We start from the raw sequence: 16,362 nt of genomic DNA, 5'->3' as shown, positions 1-16,362 counted from the left end.
AGCGTAAGGTGCGGCTTTCGTTACGCCTCATTATTGCTTCCCGCTTCAGTGATGATTTCATACAGCTCTTCATCGCTTTGCGCAGCGCGCAGACGGCGGCAAATTGTTTTATCGGCCAGACGTTTCGCCACCAGCGAGAGCGTATGCAGATGCGTCTTAGTTTGATCGGCCGGGACGAGAAGGGCAAACAACAGATCGACGGGTTGGTTGTCGATAGCATCGAAAGCAATGGGGGTTTCCAGCTGGACAAACACGCCCACGGCCCGCAGCGTATCCTCTTCGAGTTTGCCATGGGGGATTGCAATGCCGTTGCCAATCCCGGTACTGCCCATTTTCTCACGGGTAAGGATCGCCTCGAACACTATCTGGGACGATAAGCCTAACTGCTTTGCTGCCAGCTCGCTGATGATTTCCAGCGCGCGTTTCTTGCTCTGGCAGTGAACCTGGCTACGGGTACATTCCTGGTTAAGGACATTGCTCAGTTGTAGAGCCGAATCGTTATTTATCATAATTTCACCTGAGCTCTCCTTGCCAACCGCCGGCAGGCGGTTGGCGTAGGCGATTGCCCGGACAATTAGTGTTGTTTCAGTTTATCTTTATGTTTTGTTAACTGTCTTGCCAGCTTATCGATAAGACCATCGATAGCAGCATACATATCCTGGCCTTCCGCACTGGCATGGATTTCGCCACCGTTGACATGCAGATTGGCGTCCGCAATTTGCGTCACCTTCTCCACTTTTAACACAATGTAGACCTGGTTGATCCTGTCGAAAAACTGCTCCAGTTTGCTGAACTTCGCGGTAACGAAATCGCGCATCGCGGGGGTTATCTCGACGTTGTGTCCTGTAATGTTGAGCTGCATAGTGTCTTCCTTATCGGTTGGGTCAAACCAGCTGCTTGCGCTGATTTGACGGCGGAATGGATAAAGACTCTCGGTACTTAGCAACGGTTCGCCGTGCCACCATAATACCCTGATCGGATAGCATGGTGGTGAGCTTACTATCACTCAATGGTTTCGCGGGGTTTTCCGCGGCGATTAATTTCTTCACCAGCGCGCGAATGGCCGTCGACGATGCTTCGCCGCCGCCTTCGGTGTTCACATGGCTGGAGAAGAAATACTTCAGCTCAAAAATACCGCGTGGACTGTGCAGGTATTTTTGCGTAGTAACGCGTGAAATAGTGGATTCATGCATTTCGACGGCCTGAGCGATATCCGCCAGCACCATCGGTTTCATAAACTCTTCACCTTGTTCAAAAAAAGCCTGCTGCTGTTCGACGATACAGCGGCTGACGCGCAGCAGGGTGTCGTTGCGGCTCTCCAGGCTCTTGATCAGCCAGCGCGCTTCCTGCAGGTTGCTACGGATAAACTGGCCGTCAGCGTCATTGCGCGTGCTGTTACCCATAGCGGCATACTGCTGATTGATCTTCAGGCGCGGGAGGCTATCTGAATTGAGCTCAACCACCCAACGATCGTTGACTTTACGCACCAGAACGTCAGGAATGACATATTCTGGCTCGCCAGTTTGGATCGACTGTCCCGGGCGCGGATCCAGCGATTGGATCAGATTTACCGCTTCCTTTAACACTTCTTCTTTGAGGCGGGTTACGCGCATCAGGCTGCGGAAGTCGTGGTTGGCCAGCAGATCGAGATGATCGCTGATGATCAGGCGGGCTTCTTCAATCCACGGCGTCTCTTTGGCAAACTGTGAAAGCTGAACCAGCAGGCAATCACGCAAATCTTTTGCCGCCACGCCGACGGGGTCGAAACGCTGAATGCGCTTGAGAACCGCTTCAACTTCTTCAAGTCCGATTTCATCGTCGCCAATACTTTCCACGATGTCTTCGACAGAAATCGTCAGGTAGCCGGTATCATCAACGGCATCGACGATAGAGGTCGCGATGGCGCGATCGGTATCGGTGAATGGCGTAAGTTCAACCTGCCACATCAGGTAATCCTGCAGGCTTTGCGTGGTCTCTCCCTGGTAGACGGGCAGTTCGTCATCCTGGTAATCGACGCCGTTGCCTGATGGCGTTCCGGCGGTGTAAATCTCATCCCAGCTGGCATCAAGCGGCAGCTCTTCGGGCATCTCTTTTTGCTCAAGGGCGTCGACGGTATCCAGAGATTCGCGATCCTCGGCCTCTTTGGTTTCTACCTCATCGTGAAGATCGGTTTGCTCCAGCAACGGGTTGCTGTCCAGCGCCTGCTGGAGTTCTTGCTGGAGTTCTAACGTGGACAACTGCAGTAGACGAATCGCCTGCTGCAGTTGTGGCGTCATGGCAAGCTGTTGGCTTAGCCTTAATTGCAAACCTTGCTTCATATTCAGGGCCAATATCTCCGGCTAAAACGTCTGTAACCTCTACCCTATCAGAGTCTGAAGTCTTCCCCAAGATACACGCGCTTAACCTGCTCGTCTTCAAGGATTTGCTGCGGCGTACCGTGGGCTATCAGGTGGCCCTGACTGACGATATAAGCACGCTCGCAAACGGCCAGCGTTTCCCTGACGTTATGGTCGGTTATCAGGACGCCAAGACCGCTGTCGCGCAGGTGTTCAATAATGCGTTTGATATCGATAACGGAGATGGGGTCAACGCCGGCAAAGGGTTCATCCAGCAGGATGAATTTCGGGTTAGCGGCCAACGCGCGGGCGATCTCGACGCGGCGCCGTTCACCACCGGAGAGCGCCTGGCCGAGACTATCGCGCAGGTGCTCAATGTGAAACTCCTCCATCAGCTCTTTCGCGCGATCTTCGCGCTGCTCGTTGCTGAGATCGTCGCGAATCTGCAATACCGCCATCAGGTTATCGTAAACGCTCAGCCGGCGGAAAATGGAGGCCTCCTGCGGCAAATAGCCGATTCCGCGACGCGCGCGCGCGTGCAGCGGCAGCAGGCTGATGTCTTCATCATCGATGATAATGTTGCCCGCGTCGCGCGGTACGATACCAACAACCATATAGAAGGTAGTGGTTTTACCGGCGCCGTTCGGACCGAGCAGGCCAACAATCTCGCCCGAATTCACGGTCAGACTGACATCTTCCACGACGCGGCGGCCTTTATAGGCTTTAGCAAGATTCTTTGCAGTTAATGTTGCCATAACGAATTACTTACCCTTCTTTGACTGATCGCTACCTTTATCCTGCAGCTGCGAAGGAACCAGAACCGTGGTCACGCGCCCGCCTTTATTGCTGAAAGCCTGCATTTTTTGTTCTTTCACCAGGTAAGTGATTTTGTCACCCTGGATATTGCTATCGATCTGTTCCAGATGCGCATTGCCGGTCAGGACGACAAAGTCGTTTTGCAGTTCATAATGCATTTTCGACGCGCGGCCTTTTACCGGTTTGCCGTTGTCCTGCATCTGGTAGAAGGTGGCCGGGTTACCGTAGCCATCGATAACCTCTTTGCCTTTTTCGCCGCCCGGACGGGTCACGACGACTTTGTCGGCGTTGATTTTGATCGTACCCTGAGTGACGACGACATTACCCGTAAAGGTAACGACGTTGCCCTGCATATCCAGCGACTGCTGATCGGATTCAATATGAATCGGCTGATCGGTATCACCCGTTTTGGCCTGTGCCGACAGGCTGGCGGCCAGTAAGGCGCTGGCGAGCGCAATCTTAAGGCTGAGTTTGTTTGTTCTGAATTTCATATGAGGTTCTAACCTTTTCAATCAGCTCGGCATTTTTGCTGCGCAGGTTCCCGCGCATTTTCAGGCCGCTGGAATTAAATGTTGTTCCGTACAACGTCACCATGTCATCGGAGGTAACATCCTGCGTCACCAGGTTTATCTGGGCGTTATCCGTCGTAATTTTGCGCAGTTGAGAATCCGCCGTCAGCGCATTAACCTCAACGTGCCCGTAAAGATACAGCATGCGGTCATTCGTCAACTTAGCTTTATCCGCTTTGATAGACCAGGTTGGTACTTTATTCGTATCGAAGGTGGTCATCACCGGTTTTGCGAACCACGAGAGCTGCTGTTCGGAAAAATACTCTACGTGTTCCGCGATTAGCCGGTAGTTAAGCGCCCCTTCGGGACTATAAACGACGGTATCGGTATGCTCGCTGGTATACGTCGGATCGTCAGGATTGATCGCTTGCTGGGTGGCATCGTCCGTACTCGCCAGGTTCAGGCCGATCAGGATCAGCGCGACCAGCGATAGTAAAATGATAACCCAACGTCTGGTTTTACTCATATAGATTGCCCTTTGGCCTCATCCAGCTTGCCCTGCGCCAATAGTAGCAAATCGCACACTTCGCGTACCGCTCCGCGACCGCCGTTGATACGAGTGACGTAATCCGCGCGCGGGAGCAGCAACGGATGCGCATCGGCTACCGCTATGCTTAAACCCACTTCAGCCATCACCGGCCAGTCGATCAGATCGTCGCCAATATAGGCCACTTCATCCGCGCTAACGGCCAGTTTATTGAGTAGCTCATGAAACGCCAGCAGCTTATCAGACTGCCCCTGGTAGAGATGGGTGATGCCGAGCGTCTGGCAGCGATCTTCCACCAGTTTAGCGTTTCGCCCGGTAATTATCGCTACTTCAATCTCTGAAGTCAGGGCGCAGCGGATACCGTAGCCGTCGCGCACGTTAAACGCTTTCAGCTCTTCGCCGTTGTTGCCCATATAGATAAGACCGTCGGACAGAACGCCGTCCACATCAAGTATCAGTAAACGGATCTTCGCCGCCCGGTCAATAAAGCCCTGACTTACCGGACCATAGCAGGTCGTTATCAGGGCATCAGCATTATTCATTATTTTTTCCTTACTTACACTACGCCCGCGCGCAGGAGATCGTGCATATGTATCACACCTACCAGACGGTCGCCATCGGCAACCAGTACGCAGGTGATATGACGGGACTGCATCAGGTTCAGCGCATCAACGGCCAGCGTACCGGGACGGATGCGGATGCCGCCTCGCGTCATGACTTCGGCGATGCTGGCGTTACGCATATCAATGCCGGTATCAAAGACGCGGCGCAGATCGCCATCGGTGAAAATGCCGATGATATTCATTTCATCGTCGCAAATAGCGGTCATGCCTAAATTTTTGCGCGTGATTTCCAGCAGCGCATCGCGCAGCGTGGCCTCCAGGCCAACATGCGGAATTTCATCGCCGGTGTGCATGATATCATTGACCCGCAGCAGTAGCTTACGGCCCAGCGCGCCGCCGGGATGCGATAGCGCAAAATCTTCAGCGGTAAAACCGCGGGCTTCCAGCAGCGCGACGGCAAGGGCATCGCCCATCACCAGCGCGGCGGTGGTGCTTGATGTGGGGGCCAGCCCTAACGGGCAAGCCTCTTTGGGCACCTTCACGCACAGATGAATATCCGCCGCGCGCGCCATGCTGCTTTCCGGTCGGCTGGTGATACAGATAAGCGACACCTGCTGGCGCTTAAGCACCGGGATCAGGGCGAGAATTTCATTTGATTCCCCGGAGTTAGATAGCGCGATCACTACGTCGCAGGGGGTGACCATGCCCAAATCGCCGTGCGCGGCCTCGCCGGGATGGACGAAGAATGATGATGTCCCGGTGCTGGCGAACGTTGCGGCCATCTTTCGCCCGATATGGCCGGATTTACCCATTCCCATCACCACAACTTTACCGGTACAGCGAAAAATGGTCTCACAGGCACGGGTAAAATCTTCATTAATATATTGATCGAGCTGGGCCAGACCTTCACGTTCAATGTCCAGCACCTCACGGCCTGCCCGTTGAAAGTCAAAATCCGCTGGCAAATCTATTTGCGACATAATGTTATCCCGAATCATTCAACGAAGAGCGGCGCTGTCCAGTACAGCATCGCTAACCAAAGCACAAAACCACCCAGCAGCAGGGCGCCGGCAAGGCGACCGGGCTGTTGTTTACGACGCCAGCACAGCACCGCGAAGATCAGGCTGACCAGCAGCATGACGCCATAGTCGCGGGTAAAGGCCTCGGCGGCAAAGGCGCCAGGCGCAATCAGCGCGGGGAGCCCGAGAACCAGTACGATATTCAGAATATTAGCGCCAATGATATTGCCGATGGCGATGTCATTTTCGCCTTTTCGCGCTCCGGCGATGGCGGTGGCCAGCTCGGGCAGGCTGGTGCCGATGGCAACGACCGTTAAGCCGACGGTCAGTTCGCTGATGGCAAAAAAGTTTGCCAGCACCGTGGCGTTATCCACCACCATCCGCGTGGCCATCGGCATCACTATCATCGCGACGCCCAACCAGAGCAGCGCGACGGGAAGCGAGCCCTCCCGCGGCAGCTCCGCCAGCTGTTCACGGGTCAGGCTGTCGTTCCCCTGGCGTTCCGCAAGGCGGGCAATCTTAAGGGTAAACAGCAGCCACAGTACCGCCAGCGCCAGCAAAAAAAGGCCATCTATCCGCGTAATCTGCCCGTCGTACAGCACAAATCCTGCCAGTAAACTGACCAGCAACATTAGCGGCAATTCGCGGCGCAGGATATCAGAATGCACGGTAAAAGGTTGAAACAGAGCGGTGAGGCCGAGGATCAGCAGGATATTGGTGATATTCGATCCGAGAGCGGTGCCAATCGCCAGATCGGTTTGCCCATGCAGGGAAGCGGCGGCGGAAACAATGACTTCCGGTAAACTGGTACCGATGCTGACCACTGTCATCCCTATAATAAGGGGGGGGATTCCCAGCATACGGCAGAGTATTGAAGCGGCGTAGACCAGACGATCGGCGCTGTAGACAACCAGCAATAAACCAATAATTAACAGAGCCGTCGCTAAGAGCATCTAAAGTCCTTTCTTCAGGTATAATCGTCGCCTCGCTGGCCGTCCGTAGGCAGCGTAACGAATTCTTAATTTTGACTTTATGTGTGCCAAAAGTAAAACAAATGCCAGCTTTCGCTAACCCGGGCGGGTAAGATTCTGTAAAAATGTTGGGTTTGTGGTGAAAGAAAGCGCCATGCTTAGCCCGACGGGTGTCTAGTAAGGATGATTTTATGAGCCAGAGTTCGGCGAATCTAGTCGAAGTGCGCGGTATTCGCTTCTCGAGGGGCGATCGCGTGATCTTCGATGATATCTCGCTATCGGTACCCCGCGGCAAGATCACCGCGATAATGGGGCCATCAGGGATCGGCAAAACCACCCTGTTACGTCTGATCGGCGGTCAGATCCCGCCCGATAAAGGCGAGATCCTGTTTGATGGTGAAAACGTACCGCAGATGTCGCGCTCGCGCCTGTATACCGTCCGCAAGCGCATGAGCATGCTGTTTCAGTCCGGCGCGCTGTTCACCGACCTGAACGTGTTTGATAACGTCGCTTATCCGCTGCGCGAGCATACGCGTTTGCCGGAAGCGCTGCTGCACACCACGGTGATGATGAAGCTGGAGGCCGTCGGGCTACGCGGAGCCGCGAAGCTGATGCCTTCTGAGCTCTCCGGCGGCATGGCGCGCCGTGCCGCGCTGGCGAGGGCGATTGCGCTGGAACCTGATTTAATCATGTTCGATGAGCCCTTTGTCGGGCAGGACCCCATTACGATGGGGGTGCTGGTGAAGCTGATTTCTGAACTCAATAGCACCCTGGGTGTCACCTGTATCGTGGTTTCGCATGATGTGCCGGAGGTGCTCAGCATCGCGGACTTCGCATATATCGTGGCGGACAAAAAGGTGGTGGCGCACGGGAGTGCGCAGTCGCTGCGCGAAAATGCCGATCCTCGGGTTCGTCAGTTCATTGATGGTATCGCCGACGGCCCGGTGCCGTTCCGCTATCCGGCGGGTGATTATCATCATGATTTATTGGGCAAAGGGAGTTAAGCGACTCATGTTGTTAAATGCGCTAGCCGCGCTTGGGCATCGCGGTATTAAAACTATCGCGACGTTCGGGCGTGCTGGATTAATGCTCTTCAACGCGGTTGTCGGCAAGCCTGAGTTTCGCAAGCATGCGCCGCTGCTGGTGCGTCAGCTGTATAACGTTGGCGTGCTGTCGATGCTGATCATCATTGTCTCGGGGCTGTTTATCGGTATGGTGCTGGGTCTGCAGGGCTATCTGGTGTTAACCACCTATAGCGCCGAAACCAGTCTGGGCATGCTGGTGGCGCTGTCGCTGCTGCGTGAACTGGGGCCGGTGGTCGCCGCGCTGTTGTTTGCCGGGCGTGCCGGTTCGGCGCTGACTGCCGAAATTGGCCTGATGCGCGCAACCGAGCAGCTCTCCAGCATGGAGATGATGGCGGTCGACCCGCTTCGCCGCGTGATCTCTCCGCGCTTCTGGGCGGGGGTGATTTCACTGCCGTTGTTAACGATTATTTTTGTGGCGGTCGGCGTTTGGGGCGGCTCGCTGGTCGGTGTCAGTTGGAAGGGCATCGATGGCGGATTCTTCTGGAGCGCGATGCAAAACGCCGTTGACTGGCGGATGGATCTGGTTAACTGCCTGATTAAGAGTCTGGTTTTCGCCATTACGGTAACATGGATCGCGTTATTTAACGGTTATGACGCTATCCCCACTTCCGCCGGGATTAGCCGGGCGACGACGCGTACCGTGGTACATGCGTCGCTGGCGGTTCTGGGGCTGGATTTTGTGCTGACTGCGCTGATGTTTGGGAATTGAGTTCATGCAAACGAGAAAAAATGAAATCTGGGTAGGGGTATTTTTACTGGTTGCGCTGCTGGCTGCGCTGTTTGTCTGCCTGAAGGCGGCAAACGTAACCTCTTTACGTACCGAACCGACTTATCGGCTCTATGCCACTTTTGACAATATCGGCGGTCTGAAAGCGCGCTCTCCGGTACGGATTGGCGGCGTTGTCGTCGGACGCGTGGCGGATATCACGCTCGACCCTAAAACCTACCTGCCTCGCGTCGCTCTCGATATTGATGAGCGCTACAACCATATCCCGGATACCAGCTCGCTGGCGATCAGAACTTCCGGTCTGCTGGGCGAACAGTACCTGGCGATGAACATCGGGTTTGAAGACCCGGAGTTGGGAACGGCTATCCTTAAAGATGGCGGCACCATTCAGGACACCAAATCCGCCATGGTGCTGGAAGATTTGATAGGCCAGTTCCTTTATAACAGTAAAGGTAGCGACAATAAGAATTCTGGCGATGAACAGTCTGCCGGGGAGAGTCATACTGACGCTACGCCGCCAGCCGGCACGACGCACTAATTTCAGGAGAGATAAGACATGTTTAAACGCTTACTAATGGTCGCCATGCTGGTGATTGCCCCTTTGACTGCGGCCACCGCCGCGGACCAATCCAATCCCTATAAGCTGATGGACGAAGCGGCGCAGAAAACCTTCGATCGCCTGAAGAACGAGCAGCCTAAGATTCAGGCTAACCCGAACTACCTGCGCGATATCGTCGATCAGGAACTGCTGCCCTATGTTCAGGTGAAATACGCCGGCGCCTTGGTATTAGGTCGTTATTACAAAGAAGCGACCCCGGCGCAGCGTGAAGCCTATTTCGCCGCCTTCCGCGAATATCTGAAACAGGCCTACGGCCAGGCGCTGGCGATGTATCACGGTCAGACCTATCAGATTGCGCCTGAGCAGCCTCTGGGCAGCGCGACCATTGTTCCTATTCGCGTTACCATCCTCGATCCGAATGGCCGTCCGCCGGTTCGCCTGGATTTCCAGTGGCGTAAAAATACCCAGACCGGTAACTGGCAGGCGTACGACATGATTGCGGAAGGGGTGAGCATGATCACCACTAAACAAAACGAGTGGAGCGACCTGCTGCGTACTAAAGGCGTTGATGGTCTGACGGCGCAGCTGAAGGCAAGCTCCGCGCAGCCGATTACTCTGGAACAGAAAAAATAATGACCGGGCAGCTGAGCTGGACTCGCGATGGTGAGACGCTGGCGCTGCGCGGAGAGCTGGACCAGGATCTTCTGGTCCCGCTGTGGGAAGCACGCGCTCAGGCGACGGATGGCGTGTCCGCAATCGACCTGAGCGCCGTGACCCGCGTGGACACCGCCGGGCTGGCGCTATTAGTGCATTTTATCGCACTGGTTCGTCGGCAGGGCGGGGAAGCGAAGTTGACCGGGAAGAGTGAAAATCTGCAAACCCTGGTCAGGTTGTATAACCTTCCTGCCGATATGATCCCATAACTTTTTCAGTGCCTTACTGCTGAAGCTATTCTGAAAGCCCCATCAAACTTTTCGATGGGGCTTTTTGCTTGTTTAAGACAGCGCCACTTTCCTCTAAGATGTTGGGCTGTTTTCACTATCAGATAAATGTAGCCCATGGAAAATCATGAAATTCAGACCGTGCTGATGAACGCACTCTCCCTTCAGGAAGTCCACGTCTCTGGCGATGGCAGCCACTTTCAGGTTATTGCTGTGGGTGAGATGTTCGACGGCATGAGTCGGGTCAAGAAGCAACAGGCTATCTATGCCCCGCTGATGGAATATATTGCCGATAACCGCATCCATGCTCTGTCGATAAAAGCGTTTACCCCGCAGGAGTGGGCGCGAGACCGCAAACTAAATGGCTTATAAGCTGTGGGGATGTTCCCCGCAGCGTATGTGAATTCTTAACAGAGAACAGAATCAATGGATAAATTCCGTGTTCAGGGGCCTACTCGTCTGCAGGGCGAGGTCACTATTTCCGGCGCGAAAAACGCCGCTCTGCCAATCCTCTTTTCCGCGCTATTAGCCGAAGAGCCGATTGAGATCCAGAACGTACCGAAGCTGAAAGACATCGATACCACCATGAAACTGCTGAGCCAGCTGGGCGCGAACGTTAAGCGCAACGGCTCCGTATGGATCGATGCCGGCCCGGTTGACGTTTTCTGTGCCCCGTATGACCTCGTCAAAACCATGCGTGCTTCGATTTGGGCGCTGGGTCCGCTGGTGGCCCGTTTTGGTCAGGGACAGGTATCACTTCCCGGCGGCTGCGCCATCGGCGCGCGCCCGGTTGATTTACACATTACCGGTCTTGAGCAACTGGGTGCGGAAATCAAACTGGAAGAAGGTTATGTCAAGGCGTCGGTTAATGGACGCCTGAAAGGCGCGCATATTGTGATGGATAAGGTCAGCGTTGGCGCTACCGTAACCATCATGAGCGCTGCGACGCTGGCGGAAGGCACCACCGTTATCGAAAACGCCGCGCGCGAGCCGGAAATTGTCGATACCGCCAACTTTCTCAACGCGCTGGGCGCGAAGATCAAAGGTCAGGGTACCGATCGTATCACCATCGAAGGCGTAGCGCGCCTCGGCGGCGGCGTCTACCGCGTTCTGCCGGATCGTATTGAAACCGGGACCTTCCTCGTGGCGGCGGCGATTTCTGGCGGTAAGATCCTGTGCCGCAATGCTCAACCTGATACGCTTGATGCGGTTCTGGCGAAGCTACGCGATGCCGGCGCGGACATCGAAACGGGCGAGGACTGGATTAGCCTCGATATGCACGGCAACCGTCCGAAAGCTGTCAACGTTCGTACTGCTCCGCATCCGGGTTTCCCGACCGATATGCAGGCCCAGTTCACCTTGCTGAATCTGGTTGCCGAGGGAACCGGCGTGATCACCGAAACGATCTTCGAAAACCGTTTCATGCATATCCCGGAGCTGATCCGTATGGGCGCGCATGCGGAAATCGAGAGCAATACGGCGATTTGCCACGGCGTGAAGCAACTTTCTGGCGCCCAGGTCATGGCGACGGATCTGCGTGCGTCAGCTAGCCTGGTGCTGGCAGGCTGCATTGCGGAAGGGACGACGATTGTCGATCGTATTTACCACATTGACCGCGGCTACGAACGTATCGAAGACAAACTTCAGGCGCTTGGCGCGAATATCGAACGCGTCAAAGCCGAATAAGCCCATTACAGCAGCCCTCTGACGTAGGTCCGGGGGCTGTTGTCTGCAACCTCGCTTTACTTGTTATTCTTCCTCTGACGCATCATCTGCGTTCTGTCGATAAACTGGTGGGTATGGGGATCGTGATAGCGCGATGGCCATATTACCCACGGATCGGTTTCCAGCGCGTGAGCGATAATCAGCTCGCCCTTGGGCCAGGGCCGAGTCAGCGCATTGGCGAGCGTTGAAGAACTTAAACCATTACGCCGCGATTCAGCTGCCAGCGACGTCCCTTTTTTGCGTAATCCGGCAATAATATCCGCCGGATGCCAGTCGATGAACTTATCCATAAATTCTCCTGGTAATAAACATTCCGTTCGTCCTTAATGGGCGACAAAATGACTATACTTTGAGTTCCAGTAATGTTCTAACAAGTTCTTTTAATGGCTTTGATATTAGGAATATATCAAGAAATAAGGCTGAAATTGGCTTTATTGGTGCTTACTGGAACTTTCCCGCGATTTTACGCGGGAAAGTGAGAGGAGGGGTTAATGGTCGCGCTGCACGGCGATGTGGGCAAGACCAATTAGCGCTTCACGCCACGGGGATTCGGGGAGGACCTGAAGGGCGGCAATCGCTTTATCAGCCTCTTCCTCCGCGCGTTTTTGGGTCCATTCCAGCGAGCCGCAGGCTGCCATGGTTTCCAGTACGGCTTCGAGTAGATGGCGGCCGTTACCCTGCTCGATCGCTCCGCGGATCATGGCGGACTGTTCTGCGCTGCCGTGTTGCATAGCGTGCAGCAGCGGAAGGGTGGGTTTGCCTTCGTTCAGATCGTCACCGACGTTTTTACCCAACCGCTCACCGTCTGAACTGTAGTCAAGCAGATCGTCAATCAGCTGGAAAGCGGTGCCCAGATAGCGCCCGTAGTCCTGTAACGCTTTCTCTTGTTCCGCGGTGCAGTCGGCCAGGATCCCGGAGCACTGGGCTGCGGCTTCAAACAAACGAGCGGTCTTGCTATAAATGACCCGCATATAGTTTTCTTCGGTGATATCCGGGTCGTTCACGTTCATCAACTGCAGAACTTCGCCTTCAGCAATGACGTTCACGGCTTCCGACATCACTTCCAGAACTCTCAATGAGCCGAGGCTGGTCATCATCTGAAAGGCGCGGGTGTAGATGAAATCGCCAACCAGCACGCTAGCGGCATTGCCAAAAGCGGCGTTTGCGGTGGCTTTGCCCCGGCGCATATCAGACTCATCGACGACGTCATCATGCAGCAGGGTGGCGGTATGGATAAATTCGATCAGCGCAGCAATGGCGACGTGAGCGTTTCCCTGATATCCCACGGCACGCGCGGCCAGCACGGCGATCATCGGGCGAATGCGTTTACCGCCTCCGCTAACGATGTAGTAGCCTAACTGATTGATAAGCTGAACATCCGAGTCGAGTTGCTCAAGAATTGTCGCATTGACGCCCGCCATATCCTGCGCGGTTAACTCATTGATTTTTTCTAAATTCATCGCAAAAGCCGGGCCAAATGTCCTGTTCCCGCGTATCCAATAGGATCACAGAAGGATTAAGATAGAATTAAAAGAAGATGTGATTGTACTGAAAAATTGCCGCAGATAAACGCTGGAGTGAAAGTTGTGTTTTTTTTCTGCGTTGATCGCTGATCGCTCTTGTCAAAGGCTCGCGTTTTGCGTAATATTCGCGCCCTATTGTGAATATTTATAGCGCACTCTGAATCATACGAAGAGGTGCGCGGAAGCGGAGTTCTATATGTACGCGGTTTTCCAAAGTGGTGGTAAACAACACCGAGTAAGCGAAGGTCAAACCATTCGCCTGGAAAAGCTGGACATCGCAACTGGCGAAGCTGTTGAGTTCGCAGAAGTGCTGATGATCGCAAACGGTGAAGAAATTAAAATCGGCGTTCCTTTCGTTGAGGGCGGCGTAATCAAAGCTGAAGTTGTTGCACACGGTCGTGGCGAGAAAGTTAAAATCGTTAAGTTTCGTCGTCGTAAACACTACCGTAAGCAGCAGGGCCATCGTCAGTGGTTCACTGATGTGAAAATTACTGGCATCAGCGCCTAAGACCTGAGGAGAGATTTAAATGGCACATAAAAAGGCTGGCGGCTCAACTCGTAACGGTCGCGATTCAGAAGCTAAACGCCTGGGCGTTAAGCGTTTCGGTGGCGAATCCGTTCTGGCGGGTAGCATCATCGTTCGTCAACGTGGTACCAAATTCCACGCTGGCACTAACGTAGGTTGCGGTCGTGACCACACTCTGTTTGCTAAAGCAGACGGTAAAGTGAAATTCGAAGTTAAAGGCCCGAACAACCGTAAATACATCAGCATCGTTGCTGAGTAAGTTTTTCGTGGTCCGGTAACGGATTAAAGCCCCGCAACGTGTTGCGGGGCTTTTTACATTGAAAACCCGGAAAATTTTCTGCAGGGAAAACGGGCATGAAGCAGCAGGCCGGCATCGGCATTATTTTAGCGCTCACCACGGCGATGTGTTGGGGGGCCCTGCCGATCGCAATGAAGCAGGTTCTTGAAGTGATGGAGCCGCCGACGGTGGTTTTTTATCGCTTTTTGATGGCAAGTTTTGGTCTTGGCGCCATTCTGGCCATGAAAAGAAAACTGCCTCCGCTGCGTATTTTTCGTAAGCCGCGGTGGTTGATACTGCTGGTGATTGCGACGGGTGGTTTGTTCGGTAACTTCATTCTGTTTAGTTCTTCCTTGCAATATCTCAGCCCCACCGCTTCCCAGGTGATTGGCCAGCTGTCCCCGGTCGGCATGATGGTGGCCAGCGTTTTTGTCCTTAAAGAAAAAATGCGCGGCACTCAGGTTGTGGGAGCGCTGATGCTGGTGAGCGGTCTGGTCATGTTTTTTAACACCAGCCTGATTGAGATTTTTACTCGCCTGACGGACTACACGTGGGGGGTAATTTTCGGCGTCGGGGCGGCGACGGTGTGGGTGTGCTACGGTGTCGCGCAAAAGGTGTTATTGCGGCGTCTGGCGTCACAGCAAATCCTTTTTTTGCTGTACACTTTATGTACGATATCGCTATTGCCATTAGCGAAGCCTTCGCAGGTACTGGCATTAAGCGACTGGCAGCTGGCCTGCCTGGTTTTTTGCGGCCTGAACACCCTGGTCGGCTACGGCGCGCTGGCGGAAGCGATGGCGCGCTGGCAGGCGGCGCAGGTGAGCGCGTTGATTACCTTAACGCCGCTGTTTACGCTGCTGTTTTCAGATTTATTATCACTGGCCTGGCCCGACGTTTTCGCCAGACCGCTGTTGAACCTGATGGGTTATCTCGGTGCGTTTGTCGTGGTTGCGGGCGCGATGTATTCCGCCGTCGGTCATCGTCTTTGGGGACGATGGCGTAAGCGAGAAGCGGTTGTGCCGCTCCCCCGCTCAGGCGAATGATTTACGGAGAGTAAAATGAAGTTTGTTGATGAAGCAACGATCCTGGTCGTAGCAGGCGATGGCGGCAATGGTTGCGTTAGCTTCCGCCGCGAAAAATATATCCCGAGAGGCGGCCCGGACGGCGGTGACGGTGGTGATGGCGGCGACGTCTGGCTTGAAGCGGACGAAAACCTGAACACCCTGATCGACTATCGTTTTGAGAAGTCTTTCCGCGCCGAGCGCGGGCAAAACGGCCAGAGCCGCGACTGTACCGGTAAACGCGGTAAAGACGTGACGGTGAAAGTGCCGGTAGGAACCCGTGTAATCGACCAGGGGACCGGCGAGACGATGGGCGATATGACCAAGCACGGTCAGCGTCTGATGGTCGCCAAAGGCGGCTGGCACGGTCTGGGTAACACCCGTTTCAAATCGTCCGTAAACCGTACTCCGCGTCAAAAGACGATGGGGACGCCGGGCGATAAGCGCGATCTCCAACTGGAGCTGATGCTGCTGGCGGACGTCGGGATGCTGGGGATGCCGAATGCGGGTAAATCGACCTTTATTCGTGCCGTTTCCGCTGCCAAGCCTAAAGTCGCTGACTATCCGTTTACGACGCTGGTGCCAAGCCTCGGCGTGGTGCGTATGGATAACGAGAAGAGCTTTGTGGTGGCGGATATCCCTGGGCTGATTGAAGGCGCAGCGGAAGGCGCAGGCCTCGGTATTCGCTTCCTGAAGCACCTGGAGCGCTGCCGCGTGCTGCTGCATCTCATCGATATCGAGCCGATTGACGGCTCCGATCCGGTTGAGAACGCGCGGATTATTATCGGTGAGCTGGAAAAATACAGTGAGAAGCTGGCTTCTAAGCCGCGCTGGCTGGTCTTTAACAAGATTGACCTGATGGATAAAGCTGAGGCGGAAGCGAAAGCGAAAGCTATCGCGCAGGCGCTGGGCTGGGAAGATAAATTCTATCTGATTTCGGCGGCCAGTCAGCAGGGCGTAAAAGACCTGTGCTGGGACGTGATGACCTTTATCATCGAAAACCCGATTGTCCATGCGGAAGAAGCGAAGCCGGCCGAAAAAGTCGAGTTTATGTGGGACGACTATCATCGTCAGCAGCTTGAAGAAGCTGAAGTGGAAGATGATGAAGACTGGGATGACGATTGGGACGAAGACGACGAAGAAGGCGTCGAATTCATCTACAAGCGTTAATTCCGGG

Annotated in this window: 22 protein-coding genes; 11 read left to right on the top strand and 11 right to left on the bottom strand. The window is 54.5% G+C overall.

Translation table 11 applies throughout. The annotated features are described in order from the left end of the window. Window positions 1–20: 20 nt before the first annotated feature. The 9 genes from ptsN to KOSB73_RS27755 form a co-directional block, all read right to left on the bottom strand. Window positions 21–509, bottom strand: a complete 489-nt coding sequence (gene ptsN, locus KOSB73_RS27795) for a PTS IIA-like nitrogen regulatory protein PtsN (protein WP_004125714.1) — start codon at window positions 507–509, stop codon at window positions 21–23. Window positions 510–574: 65 nt separating this feature from the next. Beyond that, on the bottom strand, window positions 575–862 hold the full coding sequence (hpf, locus tag KOSB73_RS27790; RefSeq protein ID WP_004106167.1) for a ribosome hibernation promoting factor: 288 nt from the start codon (window positions 860–862) through the stop codon (window positions 575–577). A 22-nt stretch (window positions 863–884) separates the two neighbouring features. Next, on the bottom strand, window positions 885–2,318 hold the full coding sequence (gene rpoN, locus KOSB73_RS27785; protein WP_049087000.1) for an RNA polymerase factor sigma-54: 1,434 nt from the start codon (window positions 2,316–2,318) through the stop codon (window positions 885–887). A gap of 47 nt (window positions 2,319–2,365) precedes the next feature. Further along, window positions 2,366–3,091, bottom strand: coding sequence for an LPS export ABC transporter ATP-binding protein (gene lptB, locus KOSB73_RS27780; RefSeq protein WP_004125705.1), 726 nt, complete (start codon window positions 3,089–3,091; stop codon window positions 2,366–2,368). A gap of 6 nt (window positions 3,092–3,097) precedes the next feature. Continuing rightward, the gene (lptA, locus tag KOSB73_RS27775; protein WP_004125703.1) at window positions 3,098–3,643 is read right to left on the bottom strand and encodes a lipopolysaccharide ABC transporter substrate-binding protein LptA; all 546 of its coding nucleotides are present in this window, start codon (window positions 3,641–3,643) and stop codon (window positions 3,098–3,100) included. Continuing rightward, a complete protein-coding gene (gene lptC, locus KOSB73_RS27770; RefSeq protein WP_004125700.1) occupies window positions 3,612–4,187 on the bottom strand; it encodes an LPS export ABC transporter periplasmic protein LptC in 576 nt (191 codons plus the stop codon). Before lptC ends, lptA begins: the two co-directional genes overlap by 32 nt. Next, entirely contained in the window at window positions 4,184–4,750 is a 567-nt protein-coding gene (gene kdsC / locus KOSB73_RS27765; RefSeq protein WP_024358756.1) for a 3-deoxy-manno-octulosonate-8-phosphatase KdsC, read from the bottom strand. The genes lptC and kdsC overlap by 4 nt, the downstream gene beginning before the upstream one ends. A 14-nt stretch (window positions 4,751–4,764) precedes the next feature. Then, window positions 4,765–5,769, bottom strand: coding sequence for an arabinose-5-phosphate isomerase KdsD (gene kdsD, locus KOSB73_RS27760; protein WP_162685355.1), 1,005 nt, complete (start codon window positions 5,767–5,769; stop codon window positions 4,765–4,767). Further along, the gene (locus KOSB73_RS27755) at window positions 5,766–6,743 is read right to left on the bottom strand and encodes a calcium/sodium antiporter (protein ID WP_004139780.1); all 978 of its coding nucleotides are present in this window, start codon (window positions 6,741–6,743) and stop codon (window positions 5,766–5,768) included. The genes kdsD and KOSB73_RS27755 overlap by 4 nt, the downstream gene beginning before the upstream one ends. Window positions 6,744–6,952: 209 nt before the next feature. On the opposite strand from KOSB73_RS27755, the gene mlaF reads away from it, so the two are divergent. From mlaF to murA, 7 genes are all read left to right on the top strand, one after another. Beyond that, entirely contained in the window at window positions 6,953–7,765 is an 813-nt protein-coding gene (mlaF, locus tag KOSB73_RS27750; protein WP_004125691.1) for a phospholipid ABC transporter ATP-binding protein MlaF, read from the top strand. A 7-nt stretch (window positions 7,766–7,772) separates the two neighbouring features. Next, window positions 7,773–8,555, top strand: a complete 783-nt coding sequence (gene mlaE / locus KOSB73_RS27745; RefSeq protein ID WP_004125690.1) for a lipid asymmetry maintenance ABC transporter permease subunit MlaE — start codon at window positions 7,773–7,775, stop codon at window positions 8,553–8,555. A gap of 4 nt (window positions 8,556–8,559) precedes the next feature. Then, window positions 8,560–9,111, top strand: a complete 552-nt coding sequence (mlaD, locus tag KOSB73_RS27740; RefSeq protein WP_004139782.1) for an outer membrane lipid asymmetry maintenance protein MlaD — start codon at window positions 8,560–8,562, stop codon at window positions 9,109–9,111. 18 nt (window positions 9,112–9,129) lie between these two features. Further along, window positions 9,130–9,765, top strand: a complete 636-nt coding sequence (gene mlaC, locus KOSB73_RS27735) for a phospholipid-binding protein MlaC (protein WP_004125682.1) — start codon at window positions 9,130–9,132, stop codon at window positions 9,763–9,765. Continuing rightward, window positions 9,765–10,055 carry a lipid asymmetry maintenance protein MlaB gene (gene mlaB / locus KOSB73_RS27730; RefSeq protein WP_004125681.1) on the top strand — a complete coding sequence of 97 codons (291 nt, stop codon included), beginning with the start codon at window positions 9,765–9,767 and terminating at the stop codon, window positions 10,053–10,055. The genes mlaC and mlaB overlap by 1 nt, the downstream gene beginning before the upstream one ends. Before the next feature lie 135 nt (window positions 10,056–10,190). Beyond that, on the top strand, window positions 10,191–10,445 hold the full coding sequence (gene ibaG, locus KOSB73_RS27725; protein WP_004106141.1) for a BolA family iron metabolism protein IbaG: 255 nt from the start codon (window positions 10,191–10,193) through the stop codon (window positions 10,443–10,445). Between the two features lie 54 nt (window positions 10,446–10,499). Then, window positions 10,500–11,759 carry a UDP-N-acetylglucosamine 1-carboxyvinyltransferase gene (gene murA, locus KOSB73_RS27720; protein ID WP_024358754.1) on the top strand — a complete coding sequence of 420 codons (1,260 nt, stop codon included), beginning with the start codon at window positions 10,500–10,502 and terminating at the stop codon, window positions 11,757–11,759. A gap of 56 nt (window positions 11,760–11,815) precedes the next feature. Here murA and sfsB read toward each other — a convergent pair whose 3' ends face one another. Together sfsB and ispB are read right to left on the bottom strand one after the other, a co-directional pair. Then, window positions 11,816–12,088: a DNA-binding transcriptional regulator SfsB gene (sfsB, locus tag KOSB73_RS27715; RefSeq protein WP_004139786.1), complete on the bottom strand. Its 273-nt coding sequence runs from the start codon at window positions 12,086–12,088 to the stop codon at window positions 11,816–11,818. A 198-nt stretch (window positions 12,089–12,286) separates the two neighbouring features. Beyond that, on the bottom strand, window positions 12,287–13,258 hold the full coding sequence (gene ispB, locus KOSB73_RS27710) for an octaprenyl diphosphate synthase (protein ID WP_049100548.1): 972 nt from the start codon (window positions 13,256–13,258) through the stop codon (window positions 12,287–12,289). A 259-nt stretch (window positions 13,259–13,517) separates the two neighbouring features. Here ispB and rplU point away from each other — a divergent pair, with 259 nt between their 5' ends. From rplU to cgtA, 4 genes are all read left to right on the top strand, one after another. Continuing rightward, complete coding sequence (gene rplU / locus KOSB73_RS27705; protein ID WP_004106123.1) at window positions 13,518–13,829, top strand: 50S ribosomal protein L21; 312 nt, start codon at window positions 13,518–13,520, stop codon at window positions 13,827–13,829. 19 nt (window positions 13,830–13,848) lie between these two features. Next, a complete protein-coding gene (gene rpmA, locus KOSB73_RS27700) occupies window positions 13,849–14,106 on the top strand; it encodes a 50S ribosomal protein L27 (protein ID WP_003861831.1) in 258 nt (85 codons plus the stop codon). A gap of 95 nt (window positions 14,107–14,201) precedes the next feature. Further along, window positions 14,202–15,167 carry a DMT family transporter gene (locus KOSB73_RS27695; protein ID WP_004139791.1) on the top strand — a complete coding sequence of 322 codons (966 nt, stop codon included), beginning with the start codon at window positions 14,202–14,204 and terminating at the stop codon, window positions 15,165–15,167. A gap of 15 nt (window positions 15,168–15,182) precedes the next feature. Beyond that, a complete protein-coding gene (gene cgtA / locus KOSB73_RS27690) occupies window positions 15,183–16,355 on the top strand; it encodes an Obg family GTPase CgtA (protein WP_004125676.1) in 1,173 nt (390 codons plus the stop codon). Window positions 16,356–16,362: the final 7 nt, after the last annotated feature.

This window comes from Klebsiella grimontii (genome assembly GCF_900200035.1).
Taxonomy (GTDB): Bacteria; Pseudomonadota; Gammaproteobacteria; order Enterobacterales; family Enterobacteriaceae; genus Klebsiella; species Klebsiella grimontii.
This window is presented reverse-complemented; position numbering and strand designations above follow the sequence as displayed.

Bases quoted from the DNA above. Each gene is read 5' to 3' on its own strand.
- ptsN (WP_004125714.1), bottom strand. From the start codon at position 509: ATGATAAATAACGATTCGGCTCTACAACTGAGCAATGTCCTTAACCAG.
- hpf (WP_004106167.1), bottom strand. From the start codon at position 862: ATGCAGCTCAACATTACAGGACACAACGTCGAGATAACCCCCGCGATG.
- rpoN (WP_049087000.1), bottom strand. From the start codon at position 2,318: ATGAAGCAAGGTTTGCAATTAAGGCTAAGCCAACAGCTTGCCATGACG.
- lptB (WP_004125705.1), bottom strand. From the start codon at position 3,091: ATGGCAACATTAACTGCAAAGAATCTTGCTAAAGCCTATAAAGGCCGC.
- lptA (WP_004125703.1), bottom strand. From the start codon at position 3,643: ATGAAATTCAGAACAAACAAACTCAGCCTTAAGATTGCGCTCGCCAGC.
- lptC (WP_004125700.1), bottom strand. From the start codon at position 4,187: ATGAGTAAAACCAGACGTTGGGTTATCATTTTACTATCGCTGGTCGCG.
- kdsC (WP_024358756.1), bottom strand. From the start codon at position 4,750: ATGAATAATGCTGATGCCCTGATAACGACCTGCTATGGTCCGGTAAGT.
- kdsD (WP_162685355.1), bottom strand. From the start codon at position 5,769: ATGATTCGGGATAACATTATGTCGCAAATAGATTTGCCAGCGGATTTT.
- KOSB73_RS27755 (WP_004139780.1), bottom strand. From the start codon at position 6,743: ATGCTCTTAGCGACGGCTCTGTTAATTATTGGTTTATTGCTGGTTGTC.
- mlaF (WP_004125691.1), top strand. From the start codon at position 6,953: ATGAGCCAGAGTTCGGCGAATCTAGTCGAAGTGCGCGGTATTCGCTTC.
- mlaE (WP_004125690.1), top strand. From the start codon at position 7,773: ATGTTGTTAAATGCGCTAGCCGCGCTTGGGCATCGCGGTATTAAAACT.
- mlaD (WP_004139782.1), top strand. From the start codon at position 8,560: ATGCAAACGAGAAAAAATGAAATCTGGGTAGGGGTATTTTTACTGGTT.
- mlaC (WP_004125682.1), top strand. From the start codon at position 9,130: ATGTTTAAACGCTTACTAATGGTCGCCATGCTGGTGATTGCCCCTTTG.
- mlaB (WP_004125681.1), top strand. From the start codon at position 9,765: ATGACCGGGCAGCTGAGCTGGACTCGCGATGGTGAGACGCTGGCGCTG.
- ibaG (WP_004106141.1), top strand. From the start codon at position 10,191: ATGGAAAATCATGAAATTCAGACCGTGCTGATGAACGCACTCTCCCTT.
- murA (WP_024358754.1), top strand. From the start codon at position 10,500: ATGGATAAATTCCGTGTTCAGGGGCCTACTCGTCTGCAGGGCGAGGTC.
- sfsB (WP_004139786.1), bottom strand. From the start codon at position 12,088: ATGGATAAGTTCATCGACTGGCATCCGGCGGATATTATTGCCGGATTA.
- ispB (WP_049100548.1), bottom strand. From the start codon at position 13,258: ATGAATTTAGAAAAAATCAATGAGTTAACCGCGCAGGATATGGCGGGC.
- rplU (WP_004106123.1), top strand. From the start codon at position 13,518: ATGTACGCGGTTTTCCAAAGTGGTGGTAAACAACACCGAGTAAGCGAA.
- rpmA (WP_003861831.1), top strand. From the start codon at position 13,849: ATGGCACATAAAAAGGCTGGCGGCTCAACTCGTAACGGTCGCGATTCA.
- KOSB73_RS27695 (WP_004139791.1), top strand. From the start codon at position 14,202: ATGAAGCAGCAGGCCGGCATCGGCATTATTTTAGCGCTCACCACGGCG.
- cgtA (WP_004125676.1), top strand. From the start codon at position 15,183: ATGAAGTTTGTTGATGAAGCAACGATCCTGGTCGTAGCAGGCGATGGC.